Origin of the sequence: Massilia sp. IC2-476 (assembly GCF_020707295.1) — a bacterium.
Taxonomy (GTDB): Bacteria; Pseudomonadota; Gammaproteobacteria; order Burkholderiales; family Burkholderiaceae_D; genus Telluria.
In genome coordinates this window covers 330,430-349,091 of sequence record NZ_JAJFER010000002.1, presented here as the reverse complement: position 1 = coordinate 349,091, position 18,662 = coordinate 330,430, and the positions used below count along the sequence as shown (strand labels likewise).

Genomic DNA, 18,662 nt, shown 5'->3' with positions numbered 1-18,662 from the left:
GGTGTTCATGCGCCGTACCAGCCCGCATCGACGAAGTATTCGCGACCGCTGCAGCGGCGCCCGTTGTTCGAAGCCAGGAACAGGGCCAGCGCCGCCACGTCTTCCATCTCGACGCGCTCCGGCAGGCACTGGCCGGACAGGATGCGCGCCTCTTCTTCCGGGTTGTGCCACAGGGCCTGCTGGCGCGGCGTGCGCACGGCGCCCGGCACCACGGTGTTGGCGCGGATGCCGTGCGGGCCGAGTTCGCGCGCCAGCGCACGCGTCATGCCCTCGATCGCGGCCTTGGCGGTCATGTACAGGGACAGCTGGGTATGCGGGATGTGCCAGGAGATCGAGCCGAAGTTCAGGATCACCCCTTCTCCGCGCTGCTTCATGCCCGGGATCACCGCCTGGCTGGCAAAGAACTGGTGGCGCAGGTTGACGTTCATCCGGTTTTCCCAGTACGCCGGGGTGATGTTCCCGATGTCGTGGCGGTCGTCGTTGGCGGCATTGTTGAGCAGGATGTCGATGCCGCCCGCCTGTTCCTCGATGGCGGCGATGGCGCGCGCCAGCGCTTCCAGGTCGGTCAGGTCGCAGCGCATGAAGCGCGGCGCACGCGCGGAGCCGGCCAGGCGTGCTTCCAGCTCGCGCGAAGCGCTGTCGGCGATATCGAGGAACCAGACCTGCGCGCCCTGGCCGGCAAAGGCGGAAGTCAGCTCGCTGCCGATGCCGCTCCCGCCGCCGGTGATGACGACGCGCTTGCCCGCCAGGTCCGGATAGGTGGCGTAGGTAAATGGATGTGATCTGTTTTCAGGCATGGAATTCTCTTGGCTGTCTTGTAGTTGAGCGGCGGCGCCGGCCGACAGCAGGCTGCGCCCCTTATGCCACCGTCAGGGTCGTCTTCTTCAGGTCGACACTGTTCGGCCCGGCGAAAATGGTGAAGGTGCCCGGTTCCACGACGCGCTTCATGTCGGTATTGAAGAAGCACAGGTCGGAGGGCCCGATAGCGAAGCTCAGCACGCGCGCCTCGCCCGGCGCCAGGCTCACGCGCTGGAAGCCCTTCAGTTCCAGCAGCGGACGGGTGACCGAACTGACGTCGTCGCGGATGTAGAGCTGCACCACTTCGTCGCCGCGCAGCTTCCCGACATTGCGCACCTCGACCAGCGCGCGGGTGCTGCCATCGGGCGCGATGCGGCTGCGCTCCAGCCGCGGCGCCGAGATCTCGAAGCGCGTGTAGGAGAGGCCGAAACCGAAGGGGAACAGAGGCTTCGTGCTGCCGTCGATGTAGCCGCGCCGGCTACTCGGCTTGCGACTGTAGTGGATCGGCAGCTGGCCCGGCTCGCGTGCGATCGACACCGGCAGCTTGCCGCCAGGGTTGGCGCGGCCGAACAGCAGGTCGGCCACCGCATGGCCGGTTTCCTGGCCCAGGTACCAGCATTCCATCAGGGTCTCGGCGCGCTCGGCCAGGTAGTTGACCGACAGCGGGCGGCCATTCAGCAGCAGCACCACGGTCGGTTTGTTCAGCGCGAAGATGGCGCGCGCCAGGTCGTTCTGCTGGCCCAGCAGGTCGAGCGTGCTGCGGTCGCCCAGGTGGGTGTCGGCCCAGGCTTCGCGCGCCGTCATCTCGTTGTCGCCCAGGACCATGACGATGGTGTCGGCCGACCTGGCCGCCCCCACCGCTTCGGCGATCAGGCGGGCGTTGACGTCTGGCGGCGTGAAGCGGATCTCGTCCTTGCCCGGGTTGCGCTCCTCGGTCAGGCGCACGCCTTCGGCATAGGCCAGCGTGAAACCGAGCTCGCCGGCGGCACGCTGCAGGCCCTCGTGGATCGACACCACGTGGCGCGGCTCGTTCGAATAGCCGCCCAGCGGCGTGTCCTTGGCATGGGCGCCCAGCAGCAGGAGCCTGCCCACCTTGTTCGGCTGCAGCGGCAGCAGGCCCTTGTCGTTTTTCAGCAGTACCGCGCTTTTCACTGCCGCCTCGCGCGCCAGCGCCAGCGCATCCGGGGTCGCCGTCAGGGCGTCGGCCCGGGCCGCGTCGACGTAAGGGTTCTCGAACAGGCCGGCGTCGAACTTGAAGCGCAGGATGCGGCGCACGACGGCATCGATCTCCTTCACGGAGACCTGGCCTTCGCGCACCAGCTCGGCCAGCTTGAGGTAGCCCAGCGGATCCGGCGTCTCGATGTCGACGCCGGCCTTGAGCGCCCGCAGCGCGGCTTCCCTGGGTGTGGACGCCAGGCTGTGGCGCGTGATCAGTTCATTGACCCCCATGTAGTCGGACACGGTCAGGCCCTGGAAGCCCCATTCCTCGCGCAGCACTTTGGTGAGCAGCCAGCGGTTGGCGTGCGAGGGCACGCCGTCGATCTCGTTATACGAGGGCATGACGGCGGCGATCCTGGTCTCCCTGATGATCTTCTCGAACGGCGGAAAGAAGTCCTCGCGCAGGGAGCGCTCGCCCAGGTTGGCCGGCCCGATGTTGGTGCCGCTTTCGGGCTGGCCGTGGCCGGTCATGTGCTTCAGGGTGGCATACACCTTGTCCTTCGCCAGCGGCAGCGCATCGCCGGAAAAGCCCAGCACCGCGGCCTTGCCCATGACGCCGCACAGGTGGGGATCCTCGCCATAGGTTTCCTCGAAGCGCCCCCAGCGCGGGTCGCGCGCCACGTCGACCACCGGCGCCAGCGCGATGTTGGCGCCGCGCGCCCGCATCTCGCGCGCCGCCACGGAGAAGATGCGGGTGACCAGCGCCGGGTCGAAACTGGACGCCAGCGCGATCGACTGCGGGAAGCTGGTGGCCTCGCGCGCCGCGTAGCCGTGCAGGGCTTCCTCGTGCATCAGGAGCGGAATGCCGAGGCGGGTCTGCTCGACCGCCCATTTCTGTACCGCGTTCACGTAGTCGGCGGTCTCGCGCGGGCCGCGATGCCGCACCCGGCCGGTGTCGCCGGCCACGCCGCTTTTTCCCACCTGGCGGTCCGACGGGCGGCCCAACATGCCCATCCCGTGCGGCCAGGCCGCCGCCATTTTCTCCGGCGCGAAGCTGGTGTCGGCGTTCTGCACCTCCACCTTCTTCTGCCACAGGCACTGCATCTGGGCGATCTTCTCGTCCAGCGTCATGCGGCGCAGCAGGTCCTCGACGCGAGCGCTGACGGGCGCCCCGGCCTGCCGGTACAGCGGCTGGCCTGCCGCCGGCGCGGCGCCGGCCGACGGCAGTGCCGCCATGCCAGCCAGGGCGCCGGCCGCGGCGAGGAACTCCCTGCGCTCGATACCCACGCGCGCCGTCCGCTCAGAACTTCGCGCGCAGGCCGACCGCGATGGTGCGGCCCGGCTTGTAGCTGGTGAAGGTCGCGTTCGGGAACTGGAAGTAGGTGCGGCGCACCGTGTCCGTCGCGTTCACCACGTCGAAGGTCAGGGTCGGCAGGCCGTCGCGATCAAACAGTTTCTCCAGGTCGAACTGCGACGAGAAGTCGAGCTGCTTGAAGTCGTCGCTGTACAGCGCCGCCGCGGCGATGCCGTTCTGGTTCAGGCCGGAGACCTGGCTGCCCTGCGAGTAGGTGTGCGACAGGCGTGCCATGAAACCATGGTTCTCGTAGTAGAGCTGGAAGTTGTTGCTCTTCTTCGGCACCCCCAGCGCCACGAAGCCCTGGGTGCCCTCGCCCGTCGCCTTCTGGTCGATCAGGGTCAGGGTTTCCGAGAAGCCGAAGCCGCGCCACGGCAGCAGGCGGTCGAGCGGCTGCACCCAGCCCAGTTCGAGGCCGGTCACCTTCAGCTGGCCGCCCGCATTGCGCTGCGAGGTCATCACCACGGTGGCCGAGTTCGGGCCGCCGCGGGCGTCGAGCGCCTGCTGCTGGGTCGGGGTCAGGCTGTCGTAGGTGACGCCGTACTGTGCCAGGTCGGTGAAGGGCAAGGTGTTGTTCTGGTTGACCGTGAAGCCGTTCAGCTTTTTCTGGAAGACCGTGGCGGCCACGTAGCCTTCGCGGCCGGTGTACCACTCGATGCCGAGGTCCAGGTTGTCCGAAATGTAGGGCGCCAGGTTCGGCGCGCCCAGGCTGCCGATGTCGGCCGACGGGTTCGAGAAGTTGATGCCGGGGCGCAGGGCTTCCGGATTGGCGCGCGTCATCGAGCGCGAAGCCGAAGCACGCAGCACCAGGTTCTTGGCCAGGTCGAGCGCGGCGCTGGCCGACGGCAGCGTGTTGCTGTATTCCTTGTCGACGTAGACCCATTGGTTCACGTTCGGGAACGGGGTGGCGCCGGCCGGCAGGTTGGCATTGCGCGGATCGGCCACCGAATTGTAGGCGCCCACGCTCTGCTCGGTGCGCACGTAGCGCACGCCGGCGTTGTAGCGCAGCTGCATGCCGGCCAGCTGGGTGACGCCGTCGGTCTGCAGGAACACGCCCTTGGTCTTCTCCTGGATGAAGCCGGTGGCCGCGCCGGTATTGGCCGCGCCCGTGATCGGGGCCTGCTCGAGCAGCTGCTGGTAGTTGGTGTCGCCGGCGAAGCGCTGCCAGTCGACCTCGATCAGGCCGTTCGGGCCGCGCCGCAGGTAGTCGCCGACGCGCGCGCCGATGGTGCCGGCGCCCTGGCAACCCGCCACGTTGCCGCAGATGAGGTTCTGCCACGCGGTCGAGTTGTCGCGCGCGGTGATGCGGCGCAGGATGTCGTCGTAGGCGAAGCCGCCCTTGATGCTAAAGGCGCGGTCGCCCCAGGTCAGGTCGGAGCGCACGCCCTTGGTGCTGGTCTCGCGCACTTCCTGCTGCAGGTTGACGCGCGCGCCGTTGGCGGTGTCGAGGCGGTAGTTGGCCGGGTTGCTGATATCCAGCGAGCTGACGATGCTCGGCACCGGGCCGTTGGTGAAGGTGACGGTGTTGCCCGAATTGACCGCGGTGACCGGCAGCACGGTCGGCGACTCGCGCGTGAACTCGGACTTGGTGTAGTTCAGCTGGGCGTTGAGCTTGAGTTTGTCGCCGATGTCCCATTCCATGCCCGGGTTGATGCCCTTCAGGCGCACTTCCTCCATGTAGGGACGGTACTCTGCGAAGAACTGGGCATTAGCGAAGGTGCCGCTTTCGACCACGCAGCCGGCGTTGCAGTCGCTGCGGTCGACCTTCAGGTTGAGCGGGATGATGGCGCCGTTGCGGCCGATCCAGTTGGTGTCGATGCGCTGCAGGTCATTGTCCTTCTCGCTGTACATCGTGTCGACGTAGAAGCGCAGGCTGTCGCTCGGGCGGAATTCGCCGGACACGATGGCGGTGACCTTGTCCTTGTCGCCGTACTGCGCCATCTGGCGGCCCAGGCGCGGGATCAGGGCATTGTCGATCTGGCCGATGTTCAGGCCCGGGTTGCGCGCCAGCAGGAAGGCCTGGTCGATCGCGGCGCCGGGGGTCAGGCCGTTGCCGGCATTGCTCGGCACCGTGGCCGGGATGGTCCAGTTGCCGCCGCCGGTGTTGTTGCGAGTCGGGCTGCTGCTCTGGGCAGCGGTCAGGTTCGGGTTGGTCAGGCCGATGGTCTCGTAGCCGGTGGCCTGCACCCTGGACTTGCTCCAGGCGATGCCACCCAGGATGCCCCAGGTATTGTCGAAGGTCTTGCTGGCCAGGACCGAACCCTTATTGCCCCACTTGCCGGCTACCTGGTTGCGGGTGCCGCCGACGTTGGCGGCGACGTAGGCGCCCTTGCGGTCGAACGGGCGCGCGCTGCGCATGTCGACCACGCCGGCGGCGCCGCCTTCGAGCAGCGAGGCCGCCGGGCTCTTGCTGACGGTGAGCTTGGTGAACAGGTCGGTCGGCAGCAGGTCGAGGTCGACCTCGCGGTTGGTGTTCTGGCTGTCGGTGCTGCCGGTGGAAGCGACCGCGATCGGCGCGCCGTTGAGCAGGACCTTGGTGAAGCTGGTGCCCAGGCCGCGGATCTGGATGTTGACGCCCTCGCCCGTGATCTCGCGCGAGACCTGCACGCCCGGAATGCGGTTCAGCGATTCGGCGATGTTCGTATCGGGGAATTTGCCGAGGTCTTCGGCGAAGATCGAATCCTGGAAACCGGTGGCCTCGCGCTTGGCGCGCGCCGAGGTCTCGAGGCTGCCGCGATAACCGGTCACCTGCACGGTCTGGATCGGGCCCTGGCTGGCCGGCGCGGATGTCTCTTGCGCATAGGCTGCCGAGACCAGCCCGGCAAGGATCGTCAGTTGAAGAAGGCGGCCGCCGGTATGACCGGGGCGCAGGAACGTGCTGCCTCGCTGCTGGTGCATGGATTGTCTCCTAAATATTTTTATGCAACATGTTGTGGGCGATACATACAACATTCCAATAACATAAATGTTATCGCAATCATTTCAGTCTAAACGGCAAGTTTCAGACCTGTCAACGAAAATCTGGCAAGCGGCTGGACCAAATTTGACAAGCGTTCATGCCACATTGTTAGCGCGAACAATACGGAGCATGAAATGCCCCGCTGGGCGTCGTGATCGTGGGCTGGCCATGCACTTCGCTGGCGTAATTACAGGCCGAACCTACAAGAAACCATTTTCTATTTGAAAAAGTTTGCGCTAACATCGTAGCTCGACAGGCCTGGCGTACGACCGGCCGACAATCACCAAGGAGACTAGCTTGCAGCCTTCCCTCCCATTTGCACTGGTGCGCATGCTGGCAGCATTGCTGCTGGGCGCCCTGTTCGCGGCCAGTGCGCACGCCGACGAAGACGGCTACCAGCTCTGGTTGCGCTATCGCCCCCTGCCCCCGGCCGCGGCGCTGTCCGCGAGCACTGTGGTAAGCCTGGCACCCGAGAGCCCGACCGTGGCCGCCGCCCGCGCCGAACTGCTGCGCGGCCTGGGCGGCATGCTGGGGCGTCCGCTTCAAGCCGCCGCCAGCATCGGTCCCGCCAGCGTGGTCCTGGCGCGCCTCGACCGCCTGCCCGCGGGACTGCCGCCCTCCTTGCGCACCTCGCTCGACCAGGTCGGGCCCGAGGGCTACCTGTTGGCCCGTACCACGTCGAACGGCCGGCAACTGACCCTGGTCGCGGCCAAGTCGGACATTGGCCTGCTGTACGGCAGCTTCGCCCTGCTACGCGGCCTGCAGGACGGCAGCGCGGCGAGCCTGGCGCGGGCGCCGCTGGTCTCGAACCCTGCCCTGCCGCTGCGCGTGCTGAACCACTGGGACAACCTGGACCGCAGCGTGGAGCGCGGCTACGCCGGGCAATCGATCTGGAACTGGTGGGAGCTTCCCGCCATCATCGATCCGCGCTACCTGGACTATGCGCGCGCCAACGCCTCGCTCGGCATCAACGGTACGGTTCTGAACAACGTCAACGCCAAGGCCGAGGTGCTGAGTCCCGCCTTCATCGCCAAGGCCGCCGCCGTGGCGAAGGTCCTGCGCCCCTACGGCATCCGGGTGTTCCTGTCGGTGCGCTGGTCGACGCCACTGGACTTGCGCGAGACCGCCAGCGCCGATCCGCTCGACCCGGCGGTGGCCGCCTGGTGGCGCCGCAAGACCGACGAGATCTACCGCAGCATCCCCGACTTCGGCGGTTACCTGGTAAAGGCCAATTCGGAAGGACAGCCCGGGCCGCAGGACTACGGCCGCAACCACGTCGACGGCGCCAACATGCTGGCGCGCGCGCTGGCGCCGCACGGCGGCACGGTGATGTGGCGCGCCTTCGTGTACGAGCCGCCGGAAGCGCGCAAGCGCAAGGGACAAGGCGACGATCCGAAGCACGATCGCGCCGCCCATGCCTATGACCAGTTCAAGCCGCTGGACGGCAAGTTCGACCCCAACGTGCTGGTGCAGGTGAAGAACGGCGCCATCGACTTCCAGCCGCGCGAGCCCTTCCACCCGCTATTCGGCGCCATGCCGGACACGCGCCTGATGATGGAATTCCAGATCACCAAGGAGTACCTGGGCTTCGCCACCCACCAGGCCTATCTCGGCCCGATGTTCCAGGAGACCCTGCGCGCCGATACCCGCGCCGGCGGACGCGCGCTGAGCGTGGCCCAATCGCTGCAGGGCGCCCAGAAAGGACGCGTCGGCGGCATCGCCGGCGTGGCCAACATCGGCAGCAGCCGCAGCTGGTCCGGCTCGGTCTTCGACCAGGCCAACTGGTATGCCTTCGGACGCATGGCCTGGGACCCGCTGCTGGACGCCCGCGCCGTCGCGCGCGAGTGGGCGGCCCAGACCTTCGCCCCGGATCCGCGCGTGCTCGATCCGGTCCTGGCCATGATGATGGCCTCGCGCGAAGCCGTGGTCGACTACATGACCCCGCTCGGCCTGCACCACCTGATGGACACCGGCCATCACCACGGCCCCGGCCCTTGGGTCGACAACCTGGAACGCCTTGACTGGAACCCGGTCTACTACCACCGCGCCGATCGCGACGGCATTGGTTTCGACCGCACGGCGCGCGGCAGCAATGCGGTAAGCCAGTATGCGCCGGAAGTCGCGCGCCGCTTTTCCGATCCCGCCACCACGCCGCCCGAGCTGCTGCTGTGGTTCCATCACCTGCCCTGGGACTACCGCATGCCATCCGGCCGCACGCTGTGGGAAGAGCTGGTCGCCCGCTACGACCGCGGCGTCGCCGAAGTGGAACGCATGCAGGAGCGCTGGAACGGCTTGCGCCAGGTGGTCGACGCCCAGCGCTGGAACGATACCGCCCAGCGCCTGGCCCAGCAGCGCGCGGAGGCGCAGTGGTGGCGCGACGCCTGCCTGGCGTACTTCATGCACGTCTCTGGCCGCGCACTGCCCGCCGGCGCCAGGCCGCCCGCGCAGACGCTCGAGTATTACCGCGCGCTGCGCTTCCCCTACGCGCCCGGCAACGGCTGATTCCACCTGCCCTGGTCGCGGCGGCCCTGGCCGCCGCGCCGCCGCGCGCTCATCCTAGCGCCGGCACTGGCTGAGCATTTCCAGCGGCACGGTTTGCGCCATCGCCCGGTACCCGGCCATGTTCGGATGCAGCCCATCGTTGTCGTACTCCTTGCGAATACGGTCGGGCCGGACCGGATCGCGCAGTGCCGCATCGAAGTCGATCACCCCGTCGAACGTGCCCGAGCGGCGGATCCAGTCGTTGTAGGCCAGGCGGTCCTGTTCGTTGTCCTTCTCCGGGTGGTAGTACTCGCTCCCGCCATAAGGCGTGATGGTGGCGCCGATCACGCACACGCCGCGCGCCTGGGCGCTGGCCGTCACCTGGCGCAGGGCTTCCTGCATGTCGGCCAGCAGCTGCCGGCGCATTGCGGGACTGTCCTCGGTGTTGCGGTGCTGGGTGCCGAAGTCGTTCACGCCGATCAGGACGATCGCATGCCGTACGCCGGGCCGCGCCAGCACGTCGCGCTCGAAGCGCGCGGCCAGGTTGGGGCCCAAACCGTCGCGCAGCAGGCGTCCGCCGCCGATGCCGGCGTTGACCACGCCCACCGAATGCATGCCGGCCGTGCGCAGGCGCAGCGCCAGCGCATCCGTCCAGCGCAAATTGGTGTCGGGCGCGACGCCGTAGCCGTCGGTGATCGAGTCGCCGATCGCCACCACCGCGTGCGCACCTGGTGCGGCTTGCACCTCGACCCCGGCCAGCTGGTACCAGCGCGCGAAGCTCACCGCCCCCGGCAGCTCGGCCTCCGCCAGGCGCCGGCCTTTGGCCATGAAGCTGGTGGCGCGCGAACCCGGATGGGCGGTCTGGCGCGCCGGCTCTTCCGTGAAATGCATCGACACCGCCAGATCCGCGCCGGCTGCATGCTTGAACAGCACCGGGTCGCTCAGGTATTCGGCGCCGGCGGGAATGGTCACCGAAGCGCTGCCGCCGAAGCGCAGCTCGCGCGCGCTGGCGGGATCGATCGTGGCTCGTCCTGGTCCGCTCGCAAGCGCCACGCTGGCGCCGCTGATGACCAGCGGCGCGCTGCCGAAGGAATTGCTGAAACGGACCCGCAGGCGCTCGCCGCCGAGCGACACCCGCAGCACCTGGCGCAGGGTGGCATCGCGCCAGTCGGCGGCCGGCAAGGCGTCCTTGCTCTCCGGCGCGAGCTGGGCCGTGCCCCAGGAAGCCACCCAATGCTCGCCGATGGCGGGACTCCCTACGGTGCCGCAGGCGGCCAGCAGGCCGGGCAGGATGGCGAGGGCAAGGGCCCGTGCCGGAATCGTTTGACGCGCCATCGGGTTTCCTTCAGACTGGTTATGTTTGCGCAATCATTTTATTTTAGAACAATGTTACGAGCAAGCCGCGCTTGTTCGCCAAGGAGACCCGACCGATGATGCCGATCCAGCGAAACACCAGCCCTACCGTCACAAGCATGCGGGTCATTCCGGTCGCCGGCTACGACAGCATGCTGCTCAACCTGTGCGGCGCCCATGCGCCCTTCTTCACCCGCATCCTGGTCCTGCTCGAGGACAGCGCCGGTAACGTCGGCATGGGCGAGGTGCCGGGCTCGGACGGCATCCTGCGCGCGCTGGAGCGGGGCACGGCGCTGGTGGTGGGCAGCGAGATCGGCAAGTACAACCGTACCCTGAACGCCCTGCGCGCCGCCATCGCCGGTCCCAGCCACCAGGTGACCTCGAGCGCCGAAGCGGCGGTCCTGAAGCAGCCGCACGAAATCAACCTGCGCCTGGAAAACGTGATCACGGCGGTCGAAGCCGCCCTGCTCGACCTGCTCGGCCAGCACCTGGGCGTGCCAGTCTGCGAACTGCTCGGCAGCGGCCAGCAGCGCAGCCACGTGCCGATGCTTGCCTATCTGTTCTACATCGGCGACCGGCGCCGCACCGACCTGGCTTACCTGGCCGGCAGCGGCGGCAGCGACTGGTACGGCCGCCGCACCGAGGAAGCGCTCACCCCGGAACAGATCGCCGACCTGGCCGAGGCCAGCGTCGACAAGTACGGTTTCCGCGACTTCAAGCTCAAGGGCGGCGTCATGCGCCCCGAAGAAGAGATCGCGGCGGTGGCAGCGATCAAGCGCCGCTTCCCGGATTCGCGCGCGACGCTCGATCCGAACGGCGCCTGGTCGCTCGCCGAGGCGATCGCGGCCTGCCGTGGCCAGGGTCACATCCTGGCCTATGCCGAAGACCCCTGCGGACCGGAGAACGGCTATTCCGGTCGCGAGATCATGGCGGAATTCAAACGCGCCACCGGCATCCCGACGGCGACCAACATGGTCGCCACCGACTGGCGCCAGATGGCCCATTCGCACCTGCTGGGCGCGGTCGACATCCCGCTGGCGGACCCGCACTTCTGGACCATGCAGGGTTCAGTCCGGCTGGCCCAGCTGTGCCACGACTGGGGCCTGACCTGGGGCTCGCACTCGAACAACCACTTCGACGTGTCGCTGGCCATGTTCACCCATGCCGCCGCCGCGGCGCCCGGCAAGATCACCGCCATCGACACCCACTGGATCTGGCAGGAAGGCCAGGAGCGCCTCACGCGCGAGCCCTTGCAGATCGTCGGCGGCCAGGTGGCGGTGCCCGAACGGCCGGGTCTGGGCATCGAGCCGGACATGGCGCGCATCGAACAGGCGCACCAGCTGTACAAAAAGATCGCCACCGGCGCGCGCGACGATGCGATGGCCATGCGCTATCTCCTTCCGGAGTGGACCTACGACCCGAAGCGGCCAAGCTACGCGCGCTGAACCGGGCCACCCCTACGAATGATTCAGCGCAGCGCCGCCTGCAGCTGGCGCGCCATCCGTCCCACCAGGGCGCGCCACAGGTAGCCGCCCATCTTGAGCGGCCGGCGCCGGTCAGCGCCACGCCGTCCCATGCGCTGGGGCAGGAAAAAGCGCCCGAAGGTCGACAGCCCGCTGCGCCGCAGCGTCCAGAAGCAGCCGCCGGCATACACGGTATCGAAGCCGTCCTCGGCGCGCAGCAGCTGCAGGGCCGTGCCCGAGAACATCGCCACGTGGGCGGCGCGCTGTTCGCCATCCATGCGCGGCCGCAGCCGGAAGCCGTGGCGGTAGGACAGCTCCACGGTCTGGCGCAGGTCGGGCAGGTGCAGCACGAGCGGGCGCAGCGGACCGACCGCTTCCAGCAGCCGTGGCAGCACGTGCATGCCGGCCGTCACCCGCTCGCAATAGCGCGCGAACGCCGCCTTCAGTTCGCCCAGCGAAGCTTGCGGGGGACGCGGCAGCGGCGGCGGGCGCTTGCGCCAGCGTTCGGTCCAGTGTTCCAGGGCCCGCTCGTGCATGGCCGCCAGCGTGCCGGGTGTGTCGCGCTGCAGGTCGATGCTGGCGCCGGGCGGCAGGAAACGCACGACCCCGCGCACGCCGTCCAGGCGCGAGGCCTCCAGCAATTCGCGCGGCGCCATCCGGCCGCCGTTGAGCCAGACGTTGTCGGCCCGCGCAAAGCGGGCAAACGAGGCGATCGGCAGCACCAGTTTCGGCCGGAAGCGTTCGACCTGCGCCGCCAGGCGTTCCACCGCAGCCTTGGCCGCCCCCTCGCGCAGCGCGAACTGCTCCGGGTTGCCGCACCAGCCCATGTTGCCGAAACCGGTGAGCAGCAGGTCGATGCGCGAGGTGGCCTTGCCGATGCGCGGCGCCGCGGCCTGGCACTCGGCCGCCGTGGCAAGGGCACGGTCGCCCAGGTTGAGGATGCTGCGCCCGGCACAGTCGATCAGGCAGGCGGTGTCGCCGTCGCCGTTGGCCAGTGCGGTCAGGCGCAGGTCGCCGGCCAGCGCCACCGTGACGCCGTCCGGGCATTCGGCCAGCGGCAGGCGCAGGCGGCGCAGTTCTTCACCGATGCGCATGTCGCGCCCGGGCCGGTAGAGAAAGGTGGCGATGCCGCGAAATTCGGAGCGGAAGCGCCGCAGGAAAGGCAGCGGGAAGTGGTCCGGCTGGGCGCGCGAACACCATATATAGACGGGCACGCCGGCAGAATTGAGCGTTTCCAGCAGGGCGGCATTGCTGCTGGAGTCGTCCACCAGGCTCCAGGCGTCGTCCAGTACCGGGCCTTCGAGCCAGGGATCGCAGACCAGGAGCGCAGCCTCGGTACGCACCATGAAGCAGGCATGATTCAGGAAAGTGAATGTTGCGCGGGGCATTGCAGGCACCATGGCGGCGGCCGAAAAGTGGCCAATGAGGTGCAGCGTAGCCGCGCGCCGGCATCACGGCATGATCCGTCACAATCGTGCGCCAGCACTGTGCCGGCCGTAAAAGCCACGCATGGCGGCGGAAACTTCGCCAAATTGCAGGAAATCTCTACAATAAGGTTGACGTAAAGCATCTTTTTTACCGAAACTAGCTGTTATTGCCCGCTTTCTGACCGGACCCTGCCGCCATGCCCCTGGAATCCCTGCTGTTCGCCCCACCCGCCACACTCAGCGCCACCCTCGTGGCCGCCCTGTTCGGGCTGCTCGTGGGCAGCTTCCTGAACGTGGTCATCCACCGGATTCCGAAGATGATGCAACGCGAGTCCGACAACTACGTGGCCCAGGAAAGCGGCAAGGAGCCGCCCCACACCGACCGCTACAACCTGATGGTGCCCCGCTCCGCCTGCCCGCACTGCGGGCACCAGATCACGGCCATGGAAAACATCCCGGTGATCAGCTGGCTCGCACTGCGCGGCAAGTGCCGCAAGTGCAAGGCGCCGATCTCGCCGCGCTACCCGGCCGTCGAGCTGCTCACCGGCGTGCTCGCAGGCGTGCTGGTCTGGACCTTCGGCAGCGGCCTGGCGGGCCTGGCCACGCTGCTGTTCCTGTTCCTGCTGGTCGCCATGACCTTCATCGACATCGACACCCAGCTGCTGCCGGACGACCTTACCTATCCGCTGCTGTGGGCGGGCCTCTTGGTGAACCTGCACGGCACCTTCGTTCCGCTGCAGGACGCCTTGATCGGCGCCGCCTCCGGCTACCTGGTGCTGTGGGCCGTGTATTGGCTGTTCAAGCTGGTGACCGGCAAGGAAGGCATGGGCTACGGCGACTTCAAGCTGCTGGGCGCTCTTGGCGCCTGGCTCGGCTGGCAGATGCTGCCAACCATCATCCTGTTGTCCTCGGTGGTGGGCGCACTGGTCGGCATCAGCCTGATCGTGTTCGCCAAGCGCGGCCGCGACAAGCCGATTCCCTTCGGTCCATACCTGGCGGCGGCCGGCCTGATCGCCCTGCTCTACGGCGCCGGCATCAGCGCCGGGCTGCAGACCGTCGTCACCGGTTGACAATGGACGCGCCGCATAAGCTCGCCTTCTCGGTCGGCCTCACCGGCGGCATCGGCTGCGGCAAGACGACCGTGGCCGACATGTTCGCCGCGCTCGGCGCCTCGGTCATCGACACCGACCAGATCGCGCACGCGCTGACTGCCCCGCACGGCGCGGCGATGCCGGCCCTGCTGTCGGAGTTCGGCGATGACTTCGCCACGCCCGACGGCGCCCTCGACCGCGCCAAGATGCGCGCCCTTGTATTTACGGACGATACCGCCCGCGCCCGGCTGGAGGCGATCCTGCATCCGCGCATCCGCGACGCCACCGCGGCCGCCGCCGCCATCGCTACCGGCGACTACGTGATCTTCGTCGTGCCCCTGTTGATTGAATCCGGTACCTGGCGCCAGCGCGTGACCCGGGTGCTGGCGATCGACTGCCCGGAAGAGCTACAGGTGGCGCGGGTGATGGCCAGGAGCGCCATTTCCGAGGCCCAGGTCCGCGCCATCATGGCGGCCCAGGTGTCTCGCGAACAGCGTCGCGCGGCGGCTGACGATATCATTCTGAACGACGATGGACTGGACGCGCTGCGCCCGCAAGTGGAGGCTTTGCATGCGCTGTATTTATCCCAGAGTAAATCTAAGCAAAACTAAATTGAATTAAGTCAATGCGGGATTTGTAATTTTGCGCAGCATGGTTCAGAATCACGGGGTTGCTCGCCAGCCTACATTCAGAGGAATGTCATTTTGATCGTCTACGAATATCCTTTCAACGAGCGCATTCGCACGTTGTTGCGGCTGGAAGACCTGTACGACAAGTTCAAGTTCTTTGTGCAACAAGAGCACCCGATGCAGCATCACGTGGCCCTTGCCACGATTTTCGACATGCTGGAAGTGGCCGGCCGCGCCGACCTGAAATCCGACCTGCTGCAGGAACTCGAGCGGCAGAAGCAAAGCCTGCTCTCCTACCGCAGCAATCCGAACGTCGCCACCGAAACGCTGGACGCCGTGCTGGCCGAGCTGGACGCCGTCAGCGGCGCCCTGGTAGCTAGCCAGGGCAAGACCGGTCAGAACGTGCGCGACAACGAGTGGCTGATGAGCATCCGCGGCCGCACCATCATCCCCGGCGGCGCCTGCGAATTCGACCTGCCGTCCTACTACGCCTGGCAGCACCACTCGGCCGAGCAGCGCCAGGCCGACATCCTGGGCTGGTTCGCGCCGCTGGCGCCGCTGTTCGAAGCGCTCGCGCTGGTGCTGCGCCTGCTGCGCGACTCCGGCGGCCCGGTCAAGATGATCGCCACGGGCGGCAGCTACCAGCAGATGCTGCAAGGGAAGGTGTACCAGATGCTGCGCCTGTCGATCGACGATTCGCTTGGCGCGATCCCCGAGATCTCGGCCAACAAGTATATGCTGTGGGTGCGTTTCACCACCCATGATGGTGACTGCAAGCCGAAGGCTTTGGAAGAAGACGTGCCCTTCAACCTCACCCTCTGTAATTTTTGACTGGTATTGACATGACTGTTGTAGCCTGCCCGACCTGCGGCAAGAAGGTCGAATGGACCCCGGCGAACAAGTATCGCCCGTTCTGCTCGGAGCGTTGCAAGCAGATCGACCTGGGGGCCTGGGCCGAAGAGAAGTATACGATTCCTGGGGCGTCGAGCAATGATCCGCAGGATGACAAGCCGACGGATGACTAAGTAGGCGCCCTCCTGCGGCCTTGTTTTGACCTGCGACCCTGGAACGTCATCCCGGCGCAGGCCGGGATCCAATTTTGCCGAGTTGCCACGAACGTCAAATTAGGTTCCGGCCTTCGCCGGAACGACGGGCTAGTGGTGCTAAGTTAGTCGCTGTTATTCGGGCGACGCGTAGCGCACCTTATCCAGCCACTCCAGCAGCGGTATGGTCGCCGGCAACAGCGGACTGACGCTATACCCACCCTGCCAGGCAAACGCCTGCCCCTCGAGGCTTTGCGGCTCCCCTTCCCACTCGCGGCAGATGTAGAAGTAGAGGCGCACGTGGGCGTGCTCGTACACGTGCTCGACGCAGCACCAGGCCTCGCCGCTCAGCACCCGCACGCCGAGTTCTTCGACGAACTCGCGCTGCAGCGCGTGGAAGATGTCCTCGCCCTGCTCCACCTTCCCGCCCGGGAATTCCCAGTAGCCCGCATAGGGCTTGCCTTCGGGGCGCTGGCCGAGCAGCACGTCGCCATTCGCGCGCATCAGGATGCCGACCGCGACGTCGACCGGTTTTGCCTTCACTTCACTCATGGGTCTCTTCGTCCGGCAGCCTGCCGGCATAGTCCTTCGCAAATTGCCAGGCCACGCGGCCCGAACGCGAGCCGCGCTGCAGGGCCCACTGCAGGGCCTCGGGGCGTGCGCCCTCGATTTGCTGCGGGGTGCAGCCGTAGCTGGCCAGCCAGTGCGCCACGATGTCGAGGTAGTCGTCCTGGCGGAACGGGTAGAACGACAGCCACAGCCCGAAGCGCTCGGACAGCGAGATCTTCTCTTCGACCGTCTCGCCCGGATGCAGGTCGCCGTCGTCGCCATGCGTGTAGCCGGCATTGTCGGACATCTTTTCCGGCATCAGATGGCGCCGGTTCGAGGTCGCGTAGATCAGCACATTGTCCGAGGCCGCCGCGATGCTGCCGTCGAGCGCCACCTTGAGCGCCTTGTAGCCCGCCTCCCCCTCCTCGAAGGACAGGTCGTCGCAGAAGACCACGAAACGCTCGGGGCGTCCCGCCACCAGCTCGACGATGTCCGGCAGGTCGGCCAGATCCGCCTTGTCGACCTCGATCAGGCGCAGGCCCTGGTCGGCGAAACCGTTCAGGCAGGCCTTGATCAGGGACGACTTGCCGGTGCCTCGCGCGCCGGTCAGCAGCACGTTGTTGGCCGGGCGGCGCAGCACGAACTGGCGGGTGTTCTGCTCGATCTGGCGCTTCTGCGCGTCGACGTGCTGCAAATCTTCGAGCCGGATGGCGGAGGCATGCAGCACCGGCGCCAGGTACTTGCCACCCCCATTGACCCGTTTGCGCCAGCGGAAAGCGAAGCTGCGCTTCCAGTCCGGCTCGCGCGGCACCGCCGGCGGCAGCACCGCTTCGACCCGCGCCAGCAGGGCCTCGGCGCGGTGAAGGAACTGCTCGAGTGGCGTCATTGGATCAAGAGCGGTAGTCGGCGTTGATCGACACGTAGTCGTGCGACAGGTCGCAGGTCCAGACCGTGGCGGTGGCCTCGCCGCGGCCCAGCGTCACGCGGGTCGTGATCTCGGACTGCTTCATGACGCGCTGGCCGTCTTCTTCCTTGTAGTCCGGATTGCGCCCGCCGGCCTTGGCCACCCACACGTCGTCCAGGTAGAGGTCGAGTTTGGTGGTGTCGAGGTCGTCCACGCCGGCGTAGCCGATCGCGGCCAGGATACGGCCCAGGTTCGGGTCCGAGGCAAAGAAGGCGGTCTTGACCAGCGGCGAGTGCGCGATCGAGTAGGCGATCTTGCGGCACTCTTCGACGTCGCGCCCGCCCTCCACCGTGATGGTCATGAACTTGGTGGCGCCTTCGCCGTCGCGGATGATCTGCTGCGCCAGGTTGCGCGAGATGTCGGTGACGGCCTCCTTCAGTGCTTCGTATTCAGGGCCGGATGCGGCGTCGATCGCCAGGCTGCCGGCGCCGGTGGCGACGATGATGAAGGAATCGTTGGTCGAGGTGTCGCCGTCGATCGTGATGCTGTTGAAGGAGTGGTCGGCCGCATGCTTGACCAGCTCGTCGAGCACCGGTTGCGCGACGCGCGCGTCAATTGCCAGGTAACCGAGCATGGTCGCCATGTTCGGCTTGATCATGCCGGCGCCCTTGCTGATGCCGGTCATGGTGACCGCGTGGCCGCCAATGGTGACAATACGCGAGGCCGCCTTCGGCTGGGTGTCGGTGGTCATGATCGCCTCGGCGGCGTTGAACCAGTTGTCCGCCTTCAGGTTGCTCACCGCTGCCGGCAGGCCCGCGACGACCTTCTGGATCGGCAGCTGCTCGAGAATGACGCCAGTGGAGAACGGCAGCACCTGCTGCGCGTCCAGGCCGAGCAGCTTGGCGACTTCCGCGCAGGTGGCCTGCGCATTGGCCAGGCCCTGCTCGCCGGTGGCGGCGTTGGCATTGCCGGTGTTGACCACCAGCGCACGGATCGGCTTGCCGCCGCTCTGCACGGCCGCGAGATTGGCCTTGCTCACCTGGACCGGCGCGGCACAGAAGCGGTTCTTGGTGAACACGCCGGCCACGGTGGCGCCTTCAGCCAGCCGCATGACCAGCAGGTCCTTGCGGTTGGGCTTCTTGATACCGGCTTCGGCATAGCCGATCTCGATACCGGCGACGGGTTTCAGGTCGGCTGCGACTGGCAGGGGGGAATTGACGGCCATGGCGATCTCATGAAAGAAAAGATAGGTAATCCGATATTGTACTGCCAGCGGCGTCCACGGCGAGCAGGCCTGTCCGGCGCGGGTTTTGCACCCGTTTTATGCGGATCGCATAAGTCGATAACCTGCGCTCACACCCCCTTAATCGGCGTGTATGTACCGACTTTCAGTGGCACCTTGCGCACGATTCATTTCTGCCGAAATATTGTTCTAAATCAAACGCTTAGCGTT

At 67.1% G+C, this 18,662-nt stretch carries 14 protein-coding genes; 6 read left to right on the top strand and 8 right to left on the bottom strand.

Features of this window, described 5'->3' with window-relative positions:
* Window positions 1-5: 5 nt before the first annotated feature.
* The 3 genes from LK539_RS06475 to LK539_RS06465 form a co-directional block, all read right to left on the bottom strand.
* Entirely contained in the window at window positions 6-797 is a 792-nt protein-coding gene (locus tag LK539_RS06475; RefSeq protein ID WP_227800091.1) for an SDR family NAD(P)-dependent oxidoreductase, read from the bottom strand.
* Window positions 798-858: 61 nt separating this feature from the next.
* Window positions 859-3,243 (bottom strand): glycoside hydrolase family 3 N-terminal domain-containing protein, encoded by a 2,385-nt coding sequence (locus tag LK539_RS06470; protein WP_227800090.1) that lies wholly within the window; start codon window positions 3,241-3,243, stop codon window positions 859-861.
* Between the two features lie 13 nt (window positions 3,244-3,256).
* Complete coding sequence (locus tag LK539_RS06465) at window positions 3,257-6,208, bottom strand: TonB-dependent receptor (RefSeq protein WP_227800089.1); 2,952 nt, start codon at window positions 6,206-6,208, stop codon at window positions 3,257-3,259.
* Between the two features lie 358 nt (window positions 6,209-6,566).
* On the opposite strand from LK539_RS06465, the gene LK539_RS06460 reads away from it, so the two are divergent.
* Window positions 6,567-8,771, top strand: a complete 2,205-nt coding sequence (locus LK539_RS06460; RefSeq protein WP_227800088.1) for an alpha-glucuronidase family glycosyl hydrolase — start codon at window positions 6,567-6,569, stop codon at window positions 8,769-8,771.
* Between the two features lie 54 nt (window positions 8,772-8,825).
* Here the strand turns inward: LK539_RS06460 and LK539_RS06455 are convergent, their stop codons facing one another.
* On the bottom strand, window positions 8,826-10,085 hold the full coding sequence (locus LK539_RS06455; RefSeq protein ID WP_227800087.1) for an SGNH/GDSL hydrolase family protein: 1,260 nt from the start codon (window positions 10,083-10,085) through the stop codon (window positions 8,826-8,828).
* A gap of 95 nt (window positions 10,086-10,180) precedes the next feature.
* On the opposite strand from LK539_RS06455, the gene LK539_RS06450 reads away from it, so the two are divergent.
* On the top strand, window positions 10,181-11,548 hold the full coding sequence (locus tag LK539_RS06450) for an enolase C-terminal domain-like protein (RefSeq protein ID WP_227800086.1): 1,368 nt from the start codon (window positions 10,181-10,183) through the stop codon (window positions 11,546-11,548).
* A gap of 23 nt (window positions 11,549-11,571) precedes the next feature.
* On the opposite strand, the gene LK539_RS06445 is transcribed toward LK539_RS06450, so the two are convergent.
* On the bottom strand, window positions 11,572-12,954 hold the full coding sequence (locus tag LK539_RS06445) for a hypothetical protein (RefSeq protein WP_227800085.1): 1,383 nt from the start codon (window positions 12,952-12,954) through the stop codon (window positions 11,572-11,574).
* A gap of 236 nt (window positions 12,955-13,190) precedes the next feature.
* Between LK539_RS06445 and LK539_RS06440 the strand changes: the two genes are divergently transcribed.
* The 4 genes from LK539_RS06440 to yacG all read left to right on the top strand — a co-directional run bounded on the left by LK539_RS06440 (window position 13,191) and on the right by yacG (window position 15,738).
* Window positions 13,191-14,063 (top strand): A24 family peptidase, encoded by an 873-nt coding sequence (locus tag LK539_RS06440; protein ID WP_227800084.1) that lies wholly within the window; start codon window positions 13,191-13,193, stop codon window positions 14,061-14,063.
* A gap of 2 nt (window positions 14,064-14,065) precedes the next feature.
* Entirely contained in the window at window positions 14,066-14,695 is a 630-nt protein-coding gene (coaE, locus tag LK539_RS06435) for a dephospho-CoA kinase (protein WP_227800083.1), read from the top strand.
* Between the two features lie 93 nt (window positions 14,696-14,788).
* Window positions 14,789-15,544 (top strand): cell division protein ZapD, encoded by a 756-nt coding sequence (gene zapD / locus LK539_RS06430; protein ID WP_227800082.1) that lies wholly within the window; start codon window positions 14,789-14,791, stop codon window positions 15,542-15,544.
* A gap of 11 nt (window positions 15,545-15,555) precedes the next feature.
* On the top strand, window positions 15,556-15,738 hold the full coding sequence (yacG, locus tag LK539_RS06425; RefSeq protein WP_227800081.1) for a DNA gyrase inhibitor YacG: 183 nt from the start codon (window positions 15,556-15,558) through the stop codon (window positions 15,736-15,738).
* Between the two features lie 153 nt (window positions 15,739-15,891).
* Here yacG and LK539_RS06420 read toward each other — a convergent pair whose 3' ends face one another.
* From LK539_RS06420 to argJ, 3 genes are read right to left on the bottom strand one after another with little or no spacing between them, the layout of a single operon-like run.
* Window positions 15,892-16,308 carry an NUDIX domain-containing protein gene (locus LK539_RS06420; protein WP_227800080.1) on the bottom strand — a complete coding sequence of 139 codons (417 nt, stop codon included), beginning with the start codon at window positions 16,306-16,308 and terminating at the stop codon, window positions 15,892-15,894.
* Entirely contained in the window at window positions 16,301-17,191 is an 891-nt protein-coding gene (locus LK539_RS06415; protein WP_227800079.1) for an ATP-binding protein, read from the bottom strand. The genes LK539_RS06420 and LK539_RS06415 overlap by 8 nt, the downstream gene beginning before the upstream one ends.
* Window positions 17,192-17,195: 4 nt before the next feature.
* Window positions 17,196-18,434, bottom strand: a complete 1,239-nt coding sequence (gene argJ, locus LK539_RS06410; RefSeq protein WP_227800078.1) for a bifunctional glutamate N-acetyltransferase/amino-acid acetyltransferase ArgJ — start codon at window positions 18,432-18,434, stop codon at window positions 17,196-17,198.
* Window positions 18,435-18,662: the final 228 nt, after the last annotated feature.

Bases quoted from the DNA above. Each gene is read 5' to 3' on its own strand.
- LK539_RS06450 (WP_227800086.1), top strand. From the start codon at position 10,181: ATGATGCCGATCCAGCGAAACACCAGCCCTACCGTCACAAGCATGCGG.
- LK539_RS06440 (WP_227800084.1), top strand. From the start codon at position 13,191: ATGCCCCTGGAATCCCTGCTGTTCGCCCCACCCGCCACACTCAGCGCC.
- LK539_RS06420 (WP_227800080.1), bottom strand. From the start codon at position 16,308: ATGAGTGAAGTGAAGGCAAAACCGGTCGACGTCGCGGTCGGCATCCTG.
- coaE (WP_227800083.1), top strand. From the start codon at position 14,066: ATGGACGCGCCGCATAAGCTCGCCTTCTCGGTCGGCCTCACCGGCGGC.
- argJ (WP_227800078.1), bottom strand. From the start codon at position 18,434: ATGGCCGTCAATTCCCCCCTGCCAGTCGCAGCCGACCTGAAACCCGTC.
- LK539_RS06455 (WP_227800087.1), bottom strand. From the start codon at position 10,085: ATGGCGCGTCAAACGATTCCGGCACGGGCCCTTGCCCTCGCCATCCTG.
- LK539_RS06445 (WP_227800085.1), bottom strand. From the start codon at position 12,954: ATGCCCCGCGCAACATTCACTTTCCTGAATCATGCCTGCTTCATGGTG.
- LK539_RS06415 (WP_227800079.1), bottom strand. From the start codon at position 17,191: ATGACGCCACTCGAGCAGTTCCTTCACCGCGCCGAGGCCCTGCTGGCG.
- LK539_RS06465 (WP_227800089.1), bottom strand. From the start codon at position 6,208: ATGCACCAGCAGCGAGGCAGCACGTTCCTGCGCCCCGGTCATACCGGC.
- yacG (WP_227800081.1), top strand. From the start codon at position 15,556: ATGACTGTTGTAGCCTGCCCGACCTGCGGCAAGAAGGTCGAATGGACC.
- LK539_RS06475 (WP_227800091.1), bottom strand. From the start codon at position 797: ATGCCTGAAAACAGATCACATCCATTTACCTACGCCACCTATCCGGAC.